Origin of the sequence: Paenibacillus thermotolerans (assembly GCF_028745515.1) — a bacterium.
Lineage (GTDB): Bacteria > Bacillota > Bacilli > Paenibacillales > YIM-B00363 > Paenibacillus_AE > Paenibacillus_AE thermotolerans.
This window is the reverse complement of the sequence record NZ_JAQZSG010000009.1, coordinates 1-16,034: the sequence shown is the minus strand read 5'-3', so window position 1 is coordinate 16,034 and position 16,034 is coordinate 1. Positions and strand designations below refer to the sequence as shown.

17 protein-coding genes and 1 other annotated feature are annotated in these 16,034 nt (G+C 52.3%); of the genes, 4 read left to right on the top strand and 13 right to left on the bottom strand.

All coding sequences use genetic code 11. The annotated features are described in order from the left end of the window. Positions 1–7: 7 nt before the first annotated feature. From PT964_RS09435 to PT964_RS09375, 13 genes are all read right to left on the bottom strand, one after another. Positions 8–697 (bottom strand): tetratricopeptide repeat protein, encoded by a 690-nt coding sequence (locus PT964_RS09435; protein ID WP_274363110.1) that lies wholly within the window; start codon positions 695–697, stop codon positions 8–10. Then, complete coding sequence (locus PT964_RS09430) at positions 687–1,040, bottom strand: hypothetical protein (RefSeq protein WP_274363109.1); 354 nt, start codon at positions 1,038–1,040, stop codon at positions 687–689. The genes PT964_RS09435 and PT964_RS09430 overlap by 11 nt, the downstream gene beginning before the upstream one ends. A 74-nt stretch (positions 1,041–1,114) precedes the next feature. Further along, on the bottom strand, positions 1,115–1,396 hold the full coding sequence (locus PT964_RS09425; RefSeq protein WP_274363108.1) for a hypothetical protein: 282 nt from the start codon (positions 1,394–1,396) through the stop codon (positions 1,115–1,117). A 31-nt stretch (positions 1,397–1,427) separates the two neighbouring features. Beyond that, positions 1,428–1,958: a hypothetical protein gene (locus PT964_RS09420; protein ID WP_274363107.1), complete on the bottom strand. Its 531-nt coding sequence runs from the start codon at positions 1,956–1,958 to the stop codon at positions 1,428–1,430. Positions 1,959–2,540: 582 nt separating this feature from the next. After that, the gene (gene asd, locus PT964_RS09415; RefSeq protein ID WP_274363106.1) at positions 2,541–3,626 is read right to left on the bottom strand and encodes an aspartate-semialdehyde dehydrogenase; all 1,086 of its coding nucleotides are present in this window, start codon (positions 3,624–3,626) and stop codon (positions 2,541–2,543) included. A gap of 118 nt (positions 3,627–3,744) precedes the next feature. Continuing rightward, positions 3,745–4,020, bottom strand: a binding site (T-box leader). Between the two features lie 59 nt (positions 4,021–4,079). Then, positions 4,080–4,541 carry a RidA family protein gene (locus PT964_RS09410; protein ID WP_274363105.1) on the bottom strand — a complete coding sequence of 154 codons (462 nt, stop codon included), beginning with the start codon at positions 4,539–4,541 and terminating at the stop codon, positions 4,080–4,082. 24 nt (positions 4,542–4,565) lie between these two features. Continuing rightward, entirely contained in the window at positions 4,566–5,708 is a 1,143-nt protein-coding gene (locus tag PT964_RS09405) for a trans-sulfuration enzyme family protein (RefSeq protein ID WP_274363104.1), read from the bottom strand. 17 nt (positions 5,709–5,725) lie between these two features. Then, a complete protein-coding gene (locus tag PT964_RS09400) occupies positions 5,726–6,877 on the bottom strand; it encodes an aminotransferase class V-fold PLP-dependent enzyme (protein ID WP_274363103.1) in 1,152 nt (383 codons plus the stop codon). A gap of 15 nt (positions 6,878–6,892) precedes the next feature. Then, on the bottom strand, positions 6,893–7,795 hold the full coding sequence (locus tag PT964_RS09395; protein ID WP_274363102.1) for a carbohydrate ABC transporter permease: 903 nt from the start codon (positions 7,793–7,795) through the stop codon (positions 6,893–6,895). A 12-nt stretch (positions 7,796–7,807) separates the two neighbouring features. After that, entirely contained in the window at positions 7,808–8,752 is a 945-nt protein-coding gene (locus tag PT964_RS09390; protein WP_274363101.1) for an ABC transporter permease, read from the bottom strand. Between the two features lie 95 nt (positions 8,753–8,847). Further along, positions 8,848–10,479 (bottom strand): type 2 periplasmic-binding domain-containing protein, encoded by a 1,632-nt coding sequence (locus PT964_RS09385; RefSeq protein ID WP_274363100.1) that lies wholly within the window; start codon positions 10,477–10,479, stop codon positions 8,848–8,850. 122 nt (positions 10,480–10,601) lie between these two features. Beyond that, positions 10,602–11,582, bottom strand: a complete 981-nt coding sequence (locus PT964_RS09380; protein WP_274363099.1) for an N-acetylglucosamine kinase — start codon at positions 11,580–11,582, stop codon at positions 10,602–10,604. Positions 11,583–11,584: 2 nt separating this feature from the next. Beyond that, complete coding sequence (locus PT964_RS09375) at positions 11,585–12,346, bottom strand: DeoR/GlpR family DNA-binding transcription regulator (RefSeq protein ID WP_274363098.1); 762 nt, start codon at positions 12,344–12,346, stop codon at positions 11,585–11,587. A gap of 119 nt (positions 12,347–12,465) precedes the next feature. Between PT964_RS09375 and PT964_RS09370 the strand changes: the two genes are divergently transcribed. From PT964_RS09370 to PT964_RS09355, 4 genes are read left to right on the top strand one after another with little or no spacing between them, the layout of a single operon-like run. Continuing rightward, positions 12,466–13,197: a sugar isomerase domain-containing protein gene (locus PT964_RS09370; RefSeq protein ID WP_274363097.1), complete on the top strand. Its 732-nt coding sequence runs from the start codon at positions 12,466–12,468 to the stop codon at positions 13,195–13,197. A 38-nt stretch (positions 13,198–13,235) separates the two neighbouring features. After that, positions 13,236–13,970 (top strand): SIS domain-containing protein, encoded by a 735-nt coding sequence (locus PT964_RS09365; protein WP_274363096.1) that lies wholly within the window; start codon positions 13,236–13,238, stop codon positions 13,968–13,970. Between the two features lie 56 nt (positions 13,971–14,026). After that, entirely contained in the window at positions 14,027–14,881 is an 855-nt protein-coding gene (locus PT964_RS09360; RefSeq protein WP_274363095.1) for a phytanoyl-CoA dioxygenase family protein, read from the top strand. Positions 14,882–14,884: 3 nt separating this feature from the next. After that, a complete protein-coding gene (locus PT964_RS09355; RefSeq protein WP_274363094.1) occupies positions 14,885–15,988 on the top strand; it encodes an amidohydrolase/deacetylase family metallohydrolase in 1,104 nt (367 codons plus the stop codon). The last annotated feature ends 46 nt before the right edge of the window (positions 15,989–16,034 follow it).

Here is a 16,034-nt window from a genome sequence, read left to right as displayed (position 1 = left end):
GCGCCGTTCAAGAAACAGAGCGCTCCTTGCGAAGCTCCTCCTCGCAGCGTTGTTTGCGTTTTATGCAGTCCGCATGGTTACGGTGATGCTTCAAAAAAGCGTTATACCCTTGCACCGCCTCCTCCCAACGCTCCAGCTGTTCGCTTATGACGCCGATTTGATACCAAGCGGCCGTAAATCCGGCATCGCATTCGACTGAATGCCGGTAATGAGCCAGAGCACCTTCCCGATCGCCGCTTGCGGACAGCAAATAACCAAGATTGAACTGTGCGGCTGCACTATCGGGGTATTGCTCAGCGCTTACGCGCGCTTTCGACGTCGCCTCGACCAGCTTGCCTTGATAGGCGAGTACCTTCGTCTCCGTAAGCATCAATTCCAGCTTGCCGTCCGGCAGCGCGTCGGCGGCGGAAGCCAGACCCAGCGCATCCGCAGCTGCGGGAATCCGCGGATTTCGTACACGTTCAATGTCGTTCATGATTAAATAAACGAAATTAATAAATCCGCACATGCATTTCATGCCGACCTTGTAATAACGAACGGCATCCGCCTGCCTTCGCTTTCCTTTATCCCCCGAAAGATACATGCCGATTTTGCCGCATGCGAGGCAAGCATGCTCGGCCAGCAAGTCGGTCGCTTCTTGGGCCGTCGACGGAATGTAAGCGTCTGAGAGGCTCAACCCTTTGCTATCAATCGTCATTTCGTTGTTCCTCCAATGGCTGGGATGCTACTCCCGAATGTATGTTAATGGCGAGGGTCGGCCGCAGCGAGAGCTTGATTCTCGATAGAGGTAACCCCTCAGGCACTTGCACTTGGCCGTCCTCCTCCGGAATGTCGTGCGTATGCGGGAACCTGACGTATAGCGTGCCCGCTACGTCCTTATGATCCGTAGCGCATGAAGTATAAAGCGGAAGATCGACCGTCATTTCGGTAATCGTGTAAGGCGTTCCGCGTTCGTCTCGCAGCATTGTGTCGTTGGAGCGTTGGAGCGAACGATGCAGCAGCGTGTGGAGTCCTTCGAACGGAATCCAGCCTGATTTCATATTGACAACCTCCGTAAGATCGGCGATAGGTGGCGGGAGCGACCTTTTGCGACCGCTCCCGCTTATGAATTGCGCTAGTTCAATGTGACGGTCGGTACGATTTTGCAGCCGATATTAATTTTCCATGAATTGTTCATATTAACGGTAATGGTTTCGGTCAATGACAGCCTCCATACGTTCAGCTTCAGCTCCGTTTGGGAAGCGACCTCGATCGACGACGTAATTTCGATGTCGAACGAATATTCGGATATGGTCATCGGGTCCGTCCCGTCCGACAAAATAAGCTGCGCCGCCTTAGCCGCTCCGGCGAAAGAAATGATATATGTCGATAATTCTACGGTTTCCACCACTGCCATAAGGATCAATCTCCTTTTTTATATGAAATGATTATTCCGGATTGCCGATCATGCCGACTGCGTACAGTGTATGATTGGTAAAATATTTTTTAAGCTTGATGTCGCTCTTCAGCTCTTTCACGGCTTCGTCGATCTGATCCTGGCTTGTGGCAAAGAAAATACCGTAACCTTTTGCAATATTTTTAGCTTCAATATGGCTTGCCAACACGAGGAGATCCATATAAATCGATTCCAGCTGGAAATCCGTCTTGATTTCGATCGCATTTTTGGCGGTCAATTTGCCGCTTCCGTCAAATTCAACGAACATGATATCGGCGCGGTTGTCATTCGAGGTTTTCGAGTAAGGCTCCTCGAGAAAAAATAGCTGGCGTTGTCCTCTGGCTGCGTAGTCGAATTGGCGAACAAGATTGTAGTAAATAAATCCTTGAATGGTGTACTCATAGAACCAGGGCTTAGAGGAATTCGACATAAACTGGTCGATCCAGGTAAACTCTTCATATTTCTTGATGTATAGTTCCACGTCATCCTTTAAATTTCCGACAATATAAATGTGAACGGTCATATGTACCTCCGCGGCTGGCAACCAGCCTTCAAATTGATATGATGCAACAGACGGGAAACCTATTCTCCGGCCGGATCGGTATTACTTACGTCCTAGCACCACAATCTGAATATATTTACATAAATAGCCATCTATACCTATAAAAAGGAGTGTTCGGTATGAAAGGATTTCGTTATTGGCAAAATAAATAAACGCCCGACGAAGTTCTCAGAATTTTGAGCATTAAGTTATTACGAGCATAGCATGGTGCGGGATAACCTCCGGACTCTGATGCTTTCGGACGGATTGCTCTAACGTAACGGACAGGGATGCAGTTATTCGGCGTTTTGAATGGAGTTTGCGGTTTTAACGGACACAGCTGCAGTTATTGCCTCGAAAAAGCGGGGATAAGCGCCAAAAATCGGGGTTTAGCGGCTGAGGTGTCCGTTAGCGATACGGCGGTGGGAAAAACGGCGATATAACGTCGCTGGTGTCCGTTAGCACGCGGGGGGGGGGGGGGTTAGCGAGGAGAGAAGTTTCTGTTCGTAAAAAAAACCTTGAACGGCAGGAAGCCGGTCAAGGTTCGGGTACAATGGATATAAATTATTTAGCCTGAATGTAGCCTTCTGCTTTCAGCAGCTCGGCGATCAGCACGGCGCCGCCGGCCGCTCCGCGCAGCGTGTTGTGCGACAAGCCTACGAATTTGTAATCGTAAACGGAATCCTCGCGCAATCTGCCCGCCGAAACGCCCATGCCGCGCTCGATATCGCGGTCGAGCTTCGTCTGCGGACGGTTCTCTTCCTCGAAGTACGTAATAAATTGCTTAGGCGCGCTTGGCAAGCCAAGCTCCTGAGGACGTCCTTTATACTGCATCCATCGCTGGATAATTTCTTCTTTCGAAGGCTTGTTCTCGAAAGAAACGAACACCGTAGCCAAATGCCCGTCCGTTACCGGGACCCGGATGCATTGCGTCGTAATCAGAGGCGCGTTGGCCTTAATGATTTCGCCGTTTGCTACGCTTCCCCAAATACGAAGCGGCTCCTGCTCGCTCTTCTCTTCTTCGCCGCCAATGTACGGGATCACATTGTCGAGCATTTCCGGCCAATCGGTAAAGTTTTTGCCGGCGCCGGAAATCGCCTGATACGTCGAAGCGATGACGGTCGTCGGCTTATAATCCAACAACGCATTCAGTGCCGGAACGTAGCTTTGAATGGAGCAGTTCGGCTTAACGGCGATAAAGCCCGTCGATGTTCCCAGACGCTTGCGCTGTGCGGCGATGACGTCGATATGGCCCGGATTCACTTCCGGAATGACCATCGGTACGTCCGGCGTCCAGCGATGAGCGGAGTTGTTGGAAATGACGGGCGTGCCCGTCTTGGCATAGGCTTCCTCCAACGCTTGAATTTCATTCTTCTTCATGTCCACTGCGCAAAAAATAAAATCGACTTGGGAAGCAACCTCTTCGACTCTCGAAGCGTCCTGTACAACGATGTTTTTCACGTCTTCCGGGATCGGTCCGGAAAGCTTCCATCGATGTTGGACGGATTCTTCATATGTTTTCCCCGCAGAGCTGCTGCTAGCCGCAATGGCGGTTACCTGGAACCAAGGATGCTGATCCAGCAGCTGTACGAAGCGCTGACCGACCATGCCCGTGCCTCCGACGATGCCGACTTTCAGTTTCTGTGCCATACTCTTCAGTTCCTTTCTATTTAACATGATGAATAAGCTTGAACGGCGGTTATCGTATGTTACGATAGCCGGTTTTCTTTTGCTACATTAAAAAAATCCCACCCCTAAGACGAATTGTCTAAGGGACGAGATTTGTTTTCCTCGCGATACCACCCTGTCTTCGCCAATATGTCGCCATATTAGCCTCTTCAAGTACGGCATTACCGGCGTATACCGGCGTTATGCGTATACTTTAGCTCTGTAACAGGAGCTCCTGGCACGCCATCCCCTTTGAACAAGGTTCCGAAGTGCTGCTCTGAGTCTTTTTTCAATAAACGATCCAATGCTCCTTTTCAGCTGCCGGAGCTCTCTGAGAAAGTATCCGTTTATTTACTCTTCTCTTCGTCGCATTTTAATATTGTTGATTATCTTATCAAAAAAATGCGCCGGGGTAAACATCATTTTCAAATAACATTATTCGATTTCTACGATGAGTTCGATTTCCACCGGCGTGTCGAACGGCAGCTCGTTGGCCGATATGGCGGAGCGCGCATGGCGGCCTTTCTCGCCGAAAATTTCTACCAACAAATCGGATGCGCCGTTCACGACGTAAGGCTGCTGTACAAAGCCTTCGGCGGAATTGACGAACGCAAGCATTTTGACGACTTGCTTGATTCGATCGAGATCGCCGAGATGGTCCTTGAGTACGCCCAGTATATTGATCATGACCTGCCGCGCTGCGTCGTAGCCTTGTTCGATCGTCAAATCTTTGCCGATTTTTCCGGTAAACATATGTACCCCGTTGATCCGGCAGTCGCAGCCCGACGTATAGACGAGATTGCCTGCGGTTTTGGCCGGCACGTATTGCGCGACCGGTGTCGGCGGTTTTTCCAAAATAATGCCCTTGCTTTCCAACACTTGTTCAATGATTGCCATGTGCCATCCCCTCCAGCATTAAAGTCACAAGAATGTCAAAGCCTCTTCCAAATCTTCAATTAATGAATCTGTATGCTCAAGCCCGATCGATAAACGAACGAGCCCTTGCGGGATGCCGGTCATTACCGATTGTTCGCTTGTAATTCCTACCCCCGGAGTTGTTATCAAGCTTTCAAACCCTCCCCAGCTCGGACCTTCCTCGAAATAACGAAGCGCCTTTACCATGCTCCTGATCCCTTGGGCGGTGCCTTTCGGAATAAAGCTGAAAAGTCCGGAATAACCGGAAAGCTGGCGCTTCGCAAGCTCATATTGCGGATGGCTTGGCAGGCCGGGATGAAACACCTGCTCCACCTTCGGATGATGTTCCAAAAATTCGGCAACGTCCAGACCGGCGGCTTGATGCTGCTTCATGCGAACAGGCAGCGTTCGAAGCCCCCGCAATAGAAGCCATGAGGCGTGCGGATCCATAATTCCGCCGAACAAAGCTCTTTCGGAGTAAGTCATTTGCGTAATCATCTCCCGATTGCCGACGATGACGCCGCCGATAATGTCGCTGTGCCCTCCTAAATATTTTGAGGAGGAATGCACGACCAGATCGACGCCGAGCGACAGCGGATTTTGAAACAAAGGCGTTGCCCATGTATTGTCGATGATCGTGCGGATGCCGTGAAGCTTAGCCAATTGAGTCAAGCTGCCGATGTCCTGCAAAGAAAACACGAGCGAAGCCGGGCTTTCCAAATAAATCAGCTTCGTATTCGGGCGAATCGCTTCGGCGAATTCATCGACGGACGTTCCGGTAACGAACGTCGTTTCGACTCCGAACCTTCGCAAATAGTCGCTAAGGAATGCTTTGGCCGGAGGATATGCATGGATCGGGCAAATGACATGAGCATCCTTAGCTATCGTATGCATAATCGCCGACGAAATGGCAGCCATTCCCGATGCCAAGCATATGGCCGCTTCGCCGCCTTCCAATGCGGCAAGCTTCTCCTCGGCGATTTCCGTCGTCGGATTCGAGATTCTCGTATAGTCGTAGCCGGAGTATGCCGTTTTTCTCGTAAACAATGAGTTTTGAAAGATCGGCGGAACGATGGCCCCTAAAAAACGGTCATATTCATCCCCTAAGTGCGTGCAAATGTCTTCCTTCGTCTTATATTGTTTTTCCATCCGCGCGTCCCCCGCCCTCAAGCTTCCGACGATACGTACTCAATGGGCCCAAGCTGCTTAAACCGTTCGATAATGACCGGAATTTCTTCATCGGCAACGTGAAGCGGATTTAAGCAAAAATGGTTTTCCTTCTCGCGGGCCAAAGCGACCAATACCGCCGGTTCGCCATCCTTCATAAGCCGCAGTATGTCATCCGCGGTCAAACTCGCGCCGCGCATATCGAACATGGCGAACGCATAGTCTTGCCCGGTCGGGCCGGGGTAAGCTCGTTCGGCTTTGTATCCGAGGCTTCCCAGCTCCTTCATAAAAATTTCCGTCACTCGCTCATGCCGATTGCGAACGGCGGCGTGATCCAGCTTCACATACCGCTCGATCGCCGCAAGCAACCCAGCCATCTCTTCCCTGCCCACCTTCATCGGCCGGCCGACGGCGTCGGCTGCCGGTCCCGCGTGCATGCGGCATGCGCGAACGAGCTCCTTCTTCCCTACGATAAATCCCGACGACTGCGGCCCTTGCAGCGTCTTTCCCCCCGAAAAAATTACAAGGTCGGCGCCAAGCTCCGTATACCGCCATAGATTGTCTACCGGCGGAAGCTGTGCCGCGGCATCGACAATGAGCGGGACTCCCCGCTTTCGCGCAATATCGGCCGCCTTCTCTACAGGAATCGCAGCTTTCGCGTACTGAGAGGTGTCGAAATACAGAATGCAAGCCGTTTTCGGTCCGATGGCGCCCTCCAGCTCTTCGGCGTACGTTGCGCGTTCGTCTCCGACTTCAATCATATGTACTCCCAGCACATCCGCCGCCATGTCGAAGCCGTTGCGCTGACAGCGGTGAATAATAACCTCATTCTTCAATTGCTCCAAGTGAGGAAAGCTGCGCTTCCGGCTCGGGTCGAAGCCCGTAACGCAAGCCGCTACGCACAGCGCGATGCCGGCTGCGGCGCCGCTTGTGATCATCGCCGCTTCATTGCGGGTCAATCGGGCGATTTCCTCGCCGATTCGGTCGTGCAGCGCATCGAGCTCGACAAAGTGCTCCGCCGCTTGACGCATCGCTTCGAGCACCTCGTGCGGCATTCGTGATCCCCCGATCGTCGTGTACGAATCCGCAGCATTGATGAACGGGCGCACGCCCAAGCGGCGGTAAATATGGTTGTCTCCCAGTTTAGTCATCACCGTTTCCCCCGACTATCCTTTTATCGAGCCGACCATAATGCCTTTTACGAAATAACGCTGCAAGAACGGGTATACGCAGATGATCGGGATGACTACGACGATCATCGTCGCCATCCGGATCGTTTCCGCGGTAAACGTTTGTGCCGCATAGGTAGCCGCCCGCTCCATGTCCGATCCTTGCACGGCCGTCAAATTCGCCTTATTGATAAGCTCCATAAGCATAAACGAAATCGTCTTCAAGTTTTTATCCTGAACGAAGAACGCCGAATCGAACCAGCTGTTCCAGTGCTCCACTCCGGCAAACAAAGCGATCGTGGCAAAGACAGGAGTCGAAATCGGGATTACGATGCTGAAAAAAATGCGCATGTCGCTGGCGCCGTCCATTTTGGCCGACTCCTTGATTTCGTACGGAAGCTCCCTGAAAAAGCTCATCATAATAATGGCGTAAAAAGCGTTAAGCAGCAGCGGAATAATATAAACCAAAAACGTGTTCATGAGATACAGCTTCTTAAGCAAGATGAAGTACGGAATCAAGCCGCCTGAAAAGTACATTGCGATAATTAACAGCGTGACATAAAACTTTCGGAACAGCAGCTGGCTGTTTGAGATGCTGTAGGCGAACAGTCCCGTAAACAGCAAGGTGGAGAAAGTTCCGACCAACGTGCGGGATACGGTTACCCCGAACGCCTGCAGCAGTGCGGAGTTTGAAAACACCGCTTTATAATTATCCAAGGAAAACTCGCGAGGCCAGAAAAAAATGCCTCCGCGCGACGCATCGATTCCGTTGTTAAACGAAATAATGAGCGAATAATAAAACGGATAAACGGTCATGACGAAAACAACGATTAACACGGTATAGACAAAAAAATCGATGAAATAATCCTCTGTACTTCGTTTTATCGCGCTCGAACCCATTTCGTATCCCCCTTAAAATAACCCGACCCCGGAAAACCGTTTGGATAGGAAATTGCTAAGGTAAATGAGCAGCAAGGAAATAACGGACTGGATCAATCCGATCGCCGTTGCGTATGAATACCGGCCCTGGGCAAGCCCCATCTTCAGCGTATACGTTTGCAAAATTTCCGACACGCTGTTATTTACCGGGTTCCCGAGCAAATAAGACTGCTCGAAGTTGGAGCCGCCTAAACCGCCGCCGAACAAATTGCCGATGCTCAGGATCAGAACAATAATGATCGTGCCTTTAATGCTGGGGAGCGTGATGTACACAATTCGCTGGATGCGGCTCGCTCCGTCCACAACTGCGGCTTCGTACAGCGATTGATCGACCCCTACGATAGCGGCTAAGAAGATGATGGTCCACCAGCCCATCTCTTTCCAAATATCGCTCAGCACGGCGATCGGCCAGAAATACGCAGGATCCGACAGGAACGATATCCCTTTGTCCGTCATTCCGCTGCCGACAAGCACCTGGTTCACGACCCCGGTTTGTTCGTTAAAGAACGAAAACAGCATGCCGGAAACGACAATCCAGGAAATAAAGTGCGGCAGGTAGCTGACCGTCTGCACGGTCCGCTTGACGCGCTGTCTTCGCACTTCGTTGAGCACAAGCGCGAAAATAATCGGAACGGGAAACGTAAACACAAGCTTTAAAATACTCACGACGACCGTATTTCGAATAATTTGCCAAAATCGAATGTCGTGATAAAATTCCGCGAACCACTTAAATCCGGCCCATTCGCTTGTAATAAAACCGGGAATCCCGGAGGACAGCTTGTAATCCTTAAACGCGATGATGATTCCTACCATCGGCGTATAAGCAAATACGAGCAGAAACCCGATCCCAAGTAACGCGCATACCTGATAAAACAGCTGGGATTTGAATTGCTTCCAAAGAAGTTTGCCGCCTTGCAATGGACACCCCTCCTTTTTACGAGTTCGGCTTCGAAGTGTGAAGAAATACCGGTAAATGGACGCTGCCATTTACCGGTACTTTGCTAAATGACATATTATTTGATGGCGTCGTACTTCTTCTTCGCTTCCTTGTATTTATTCGTCATATATTGCTGAAGCTTATCTACACCGATCTTTTTCGCGTCGTCGATCATCTTGTTATATTTCGCTACCGCTTCTTCCTCGCTCGAGGATGTGATGATGCCTACCTGGGTATTCGTCCACAAGTCCGCAAGCTTCACGCTGATGTTGAATTCCTCCGTGTCCGCAGCCGGCTTCGTGAAGGACAAGGCAGGGTCGCGCACATAACGGGTCTTTCTGAATTTGAGCAGCTCGACCCCGGCGTGATATTGACTGTTCAGAACGCTGGAGGAGACGGCAACCCCTTCACCCAATCCGCTCGCTTGGAAATACCACGGCCCGATCCCGGTTTCGGTCACATCTTTTTTGGCGACCTCGGGATCGCGAACGAGCAATCCGTCATCGTTCAGCTTATAGTGCTTCCCTTCAATTCCCCATTGCGTCAGCTGATCGCCTTCCGGGCTCTTCAGGAACTCGGCATAGCGGATCGCGCGTTTCGGATCCTTCACCTTCTTTGAGATAAAGAAGCTGGACCAGCCGACCGAAGCGTCGATAATTTTTAATTTATCCTCGCCCTTGTAGGTCAGAGCTTTGACGACCGGCACGAATTTGCCTTTGACGCCGCTCTCGTCGAAAATTTTGTTCGTATCGTCCGCAAGCCCCGAGTTATACGACGCCGCGAAAACTTTGCCGCTCCGGACAATTTGGAAAAACTGCTCCGGCTTATAAGCGAAGCTCTCCGCGCTTAAATAGCCTTCGCGGTACAGCTGGTTCATAAATTTGAAGTAATCCAAAAACTCCGGCTTCATAAATCCGTACGTAATATTTCCCGCTTCATCCGGGAACGCCGCCCCCGCGCCCCGCAGACCCAGGAAATCCATGAACGGATTCGTCCAAGTCGGATGAGGCAAATACGTGACCATATCCGGATGTTTTTCTTTCACCATGCGGAATACGGCGAGTACGTCCTCGAACGATTCGAGCGGCGGGTTGCCGAGCTCGTTCATAATGTCCTCGCGGACGTAGAAGCCCGGGTCGCCGGGCGACGGAAGATTTCTCTCGTCCGCCCATGCTTCCGTATTGTTGTAGTGCGTTTTTAACGTGTAAAAATGTCCGTCGGGAGCAGTATTGTTTACGATTTCGATCGGGTCGATCAAATGCATGAATTCCGGCGCATATTTTTTGATCAATTCATCCCATGGCCATACGAGATCCGAATTAAAGAACCGTTCCACTTGCTTATCCGTAAAAATTAAGTCCGGGAGCTCGTCGGCCGCGAGGAGCACTTGAAGCTGCTGCGGATCGGAGCTTTTCGTCACTTCCAGCGTCACGCCGGTTCTTTTCGTAATTTCTTGCGATACCTCGTCCTTGCCCCAAGTATCCACAGGATACCAGTCATGGTCTATATAAGCCGTAAAGCTTACCGGTGACGTATCTTGTTTCCAAGACAAGCCGGGGTCGGTCCATTCCATCTCTTCAAATTTCGCGAGCTCTTCTTCCGTATACTCCGTGTCGCCGCCTCCTCCTCCGGACTTATCGGAACAAGCCGACAAAAAGACGGATGCGAACAATACGAGCAGCGTAAATACGGTTACGACCTTCCTCATGTCCTTTCACCCTCCCGTTTCAAATGACTTTCGCTCATCTTCAGTTGTTTGCGGTTTCGAAATTAGTTCATTTTTATGTACTTGCCCGAAGGTACATTCATCATTTTCGAACATTTTGATTGTCAGACAATCGGAGGGAATACATATTCGCGGTACTCTTGTTTCAACAGGGATATCGATCGGTCAACGGAGCGGTCGCGCAGGCCGAGCAATATGCCGCCGACAACGGGCTCAAAGAGAGGCGTCATCATCTTTACTTGCGGATGCTGTTGTTTGACGAGTCGCGCGAAGGTGGAAAAGAGGATCGGATGAGCTTTCCAAACCCCGCCGGAAACGGTTACAGGAAACCCGGGGAACATCTCGTCACCGCACTTGGCAAGCAGGCCGTTCGTTTGAAAAGCAAGCCGTTCGGCCGCTTCCTGCAATATTTCCATCGAAACCGGATCCCCTTCTCTTGCGCACGCTCCGACCAAGCGGCAGATCGAGGCAATGAACGTTCTTTGTTCGCCGGCAGGAAATGAATAAATATCTACGATATGACTCTTTCCATGACGTTCAAGCTGTTCCGCCACCTTTTCATACAACATCGTGTACGGCCCGATTCCGTCCGACATATGCAGGCATCGGTTCAGCGCCAGCCGCCCGATGTCGTACCCGGAGCCTTCGTCGCTGAACAGCGAGCCGTAGCCGCCCACGTGATACAGGCTTTTGCCGGTTTGAGCGGCTGCGAACGATCCGGTGCCGGAGAGCGTCAGCGCCCCTTGTTCTTGCTGAATGGCGGCGTATAAAGACATGGCAAACTCCGAAACGGGCCGAATTCGAACGCTATTGTGAAGACTATCCATGATGGCTTTACAGTATATTTCCGGAGCGGCGGGCATGGCGCAGTATACGTCCGTGATGGAGGAGCCGTGCAAGCCGCTTCCGGCAAGCGCGGACTCAATCGCGTTCGAGATCGAAGCTGCGATCTGTTCCGGGCGGTTGAAGGTGGAATTGGCGGCTCCCCCGCTCCCTTGGCCGCAAATTTCCCCGTTTCGATCCGCAATCAGACAGCTTAGCTTCGTACCTCCCCCGTCCAGCGACATAATATAGACCGGCTTCATTCCTATCCCTCCGTCACAATAAGACGAATGTCGCGCCTTTCGAACAATTCGAGAAATTCCCGAGGAGGAGTTTGATCCGTAACGACCGTGCGGATCGATCTGAAATCGTCGATTCCAAACAATGTCCGGTTGTTTAGAAACTTGCTGTGGTCGGCCAGCAAAATCGTTTCGGAGGATGCGTCGATCATCGCTTTGCGGACGGAAGCTTCCATGATGCTGTTTTCCCGAAGTCCTTGCGGGAGAATGCCTTTAGGCGAAATGAAAGCTTTCGAACAGTGCAGACGGCGAATCAGCTCTTCCGCAATAGGTCCGACGAACGATTGCGTCGTCGGGTTCAGCACCCCGGGAATCGCAATCAGGTTCCCTTCGGTATATTCCTTAAACAGCTCAAACACCGGAATCGAATTGCTGATGATCGTAATGTCTTGAAGCTTGCGCATCTGCATGGCCAGAAACCAAGCGGTCGTGCTGGAGTCCAAAAATACGCTGTCTCCGCTTTGAATCAAGGCTGCCGCCGCGGCGGCAATGGCGCTCTTTCGTTCCCTGAGCAATTGATTGGAATGCGGAAACGGCAAAATGTCGCACTCCTTCAATACGGCTCCGCCGTACTTCCTTTCGATTTTCCCCGTTTGTTCCAATTCCCGCAGGTCGGAACGAATCGTAACCTCTGACACGTCGAAGCGTTTGCTTAAATCGGAAACCTCGACAAAGCCTTGCTCCTCGACCATTCGAATAATTTCCTTTTTGCGCTGCGGAGCCAACATGCGGCAACATTTCCCCTTCCCAAGACATAAAAAACCGAAAGCGACAATAAGATATGGCAACTAATGAAATCGAACAACGCTGCGCTTTTATCCCACAGTAATGTTTATGGAGGGAAGCTATGCTGAAAGAACAATTTTTTTCGGAACTGAACGGTTTGATTCGAAAGGTGTGCGAAACCCAAACGAAAAATATCGAAAGAGCCGCGGAAGCGATCGCGGATGCTATGGCTCGCGGGAGATGCATTCATATTTATGACACCGGACATATGCTTGACAGCGAGCTCATTAATCGGGCCGGAGGATTAACGGCTTTTCGCGCGTTAAGGGTGCGGTTTGAGGTGGACGACGACGTACGGCTGCGCCCGGATCATCCGGAGGTTGACCGCTCGTTAGACGGATACATGCGGTACGCGCTCAAAGCCAGCAGAGTACAGCCGGGGGACGTACTGATTATCGGCAGCGTGTCCGGGAAAACGGTCCATCCGGTCGATCTTGCGCTTGCCGCGAAACAGTTTGGGGTATACGTCATCGGGATGACCAGCGTAGCTTATTCCTCCCAATTAAAGAGCGATCATTCCAGCGGCATGCGGTTGTTCGAAGCGGCGGATCTTGTGCTCGATAATTGCGCTCCGCCGATGGATGCGATGGTTCAGGTGCCTGGCGCCGGCGCAGCGATTTGTCCCGCTTCGGGATTGGCCGCTTCCGCCATTATGTGGGCCGTAACCGCCCATACGGTAGAGCTGCTTCAAGAAAAAAACATCAAGCCTTCCATACTGAAATCGATCAACAATCCGGGGAGCGCCGAGCATAACGAGCTTTGCTACCGGCAGTATGCGGAAACCGGGTATTAAGCCGCGCGGCTCTACAGCGATAGAGGTGGTGCTATTTTGTGATCGAGCGTTATTTTTCCGTCATTCGCTCCGCCCTGGACGATGTGCTGGCGGCACAAACCGATGAAATGCGGCGGGTCGCCGATTTGTTCAAGCAAACGATTATGGACGGCGGCACTGTTTATATAACGGGCTGCAGCCATTCCAGCATATTCGCACAGGAAGTTTTCTACCGCGCCGGAGGACTGATGCTGATCAATCCGATCTTTGCTCCGGGCATGACGCTTGAGAGCGCTCCGGTGACAAGGACGAGCAAATACGAGCGCATTTCCGGCATCGCGGCGGCGGTGCTTTCGGAATCCGCCGTTCGACCGGGCGATGTACTGGTTATCGCCTCCATATCGGGGCGCAACGACGTTCCGATAGAGATGGCGTTATGGGCGCGCGAGCGTCGGATTACAGTCGTCGCGCTCACCTCCACCCTATATTCCGCAAGTGTTGCCAGTCGTCATTCCAGCGGCAAGAGGCTTTTTGAACTGGCGGATTACGTGCTGGACGTCCGATCGCCGGTCGGAGATGCTGTATTGGACATTGAAGGCCTTCCGGTGAAAACAGCGCCCAGCTCAACCGTGATCGGCGTCACGATGCTGCATGCCGTCATTTCGGAGACGATTGCGCAATTGCTGAAGGCCGGGGTCGAACCGCCCGTATTATTATCCGCAAATATCGACGGCGCCGATGAGCGAAATCGGAAAATGCTGGAGGATTATAAGGATCGCATTACGTATATGTGAGTAAAGAAAGTCCAATAGAGTTACAAAATTTAATGTGCATGGAGGGTGACAAACTTATGATCACAAAGGAACATGTGACGTTCTTCCGGGAAAACGGTTACGTCAAGCTTGAAGGAATCGTGCCGAAGGACAATTGCGACCGGGTGATCGAGGCGATCTGGGACTGTTTAGGGAAGGATCCGACCGACCCTGAAAACTGGTACGATCCGCCTAAGGGGGTCTTAAGCGGCGGCGGCATGGTGGAAATGTACCATCACCAATCGATGTGGGAAAACCGGCAGCTCCCGGCCGTTTACGAGGCGTTCGCCCAGCTTCTCGGCGAGAGAAAGCTTTGGGTGAGCATGGACCGCGTCAATATGAAGCCGCCTGCAAGAGAAGAGCATCCGGAGTTGAACTATGGGTTCATCCACTGGGATACCGATACGTCGAAAGTGACTTATCCGATTCAACGGCCTCGCGGAGTTCAAGGCGTATTGTATTTGGCGGATACGGCGGAAAATCAAGGCGGCTTTCAGTGCGTGCCGGGCATCTACCGGGAGTTGGAAGCGTATCTCCAAAGACAGCCTGCGGACCGGAATCCGTGGGTGCCCGATTTAACCGGCTACGAAGTCGAGCCGATTCCCGGAAAAGCGGGCGATCTCGTCATCTGGGATACGCTGCTGCCGCACGGAAACGGCCACAATCATGCGCAAACGCCGCGATACGCCCAATATATTACGATGTATCCGGCACGGGAGGACGACGCGAAAGCCCGTGAGGATCGCGTTGATAAATGGCGAAACCGGAAAGCTCCGGACGGAGCCGCGTTTCCCGGCGACCCGAGAAACTGGGAGCAAACGAATTTTGACGGCCCGCCGGAATTGACGCCGCTCGGACGCAAGCTGCTCGGTTTGGATGCTTGGGAGGAGTAGACGATGACTCTACCGGTCCCAGTAAAAGTCATCGACCCCGTTCAATCGACCGTTTATTCCGCTTATTTGGTTCACGCGAGCGACGGATACCGTCTCGACCGCTCCAAGCCGGTTATTGCGGATCCGGAGGTGTTCATCAGCCCCGGCTGGATCGATTTGCATGCGCACGTTTATGACGGCGTCGCTCCCCTTAGCGTTCTGCCCGATGAGGTCGGTTTGAATACCGGCGTTCATGTGCTTGCCGATGCGGGCAGCGCCGGCGAAGCGACCGTTAAAGGACTGCGGCGGTACGTAGCGCCGCAATTCGAAACCGAAATCGTCTCGTGGCTGAATATTAGTTCGATCGGGCTTGTGCACCTCCGGGAGGGGTCCGATTTGAGCCTGATCAATGTGGACCGGACGGTGCAAGCCGTACTTGAGCATCGGCCGTTCGTCTGCGGGGTGAAGGTACGGTCCAGCGGCATGATCGTCGGCAGCATGGGACTTCAGCCGCTGCAGCTGGCATTGCTTGCGGCGAAGGAAGCCGGTGTACCGCTCATGGTACATATCGGCGAAGCGCCGCCTCTCATTGACGATGTCCTCAATCTGCTTCGGGAGGGCGATGTGATCACGCATTGCTATCACGGCAAGCTCGGCCATCCGTGGGAAGCGGACGGGCGAGCCGGACCGGCTTTGGAGCGCGCGCTGGCGCGAGGCGTGCTGCTCGACGTCGGCCATGGAGCGGCAAGCTTTAATTTCGATATTTGCGAAAGAGCGCTTGCCGCAGGACATTTGCCGTTCTCGATCAGCACCGATATTCACATGGGCAACATCAACGGCCCGGTTTACGATTTGCCCACTACGATGAGTAAGTTTCTTGCTTGCGGAATGGACTTGGAGAAAATTATCGCTGCCGTGACGCTGGCGCCCTCCGCCGTGCTCGGCATTCAGGATCGGATGCGGATGGACGGCGTACTGAGCAACGCGACATTGTTCCGAGTGTCCGATGAGCCGATTCCCCGCCGCGTATTCCGCGACGCGAACGGCAACGACCGCATTCCATTGCAAACGATTGTGCCGACGGCGACGATCAAAGGAAGCCGGTATCGGGAAATTACGTATCCATAAAGAAAAAAAACTACGACTGACCAATTAACTAACAAGGATTTCCATA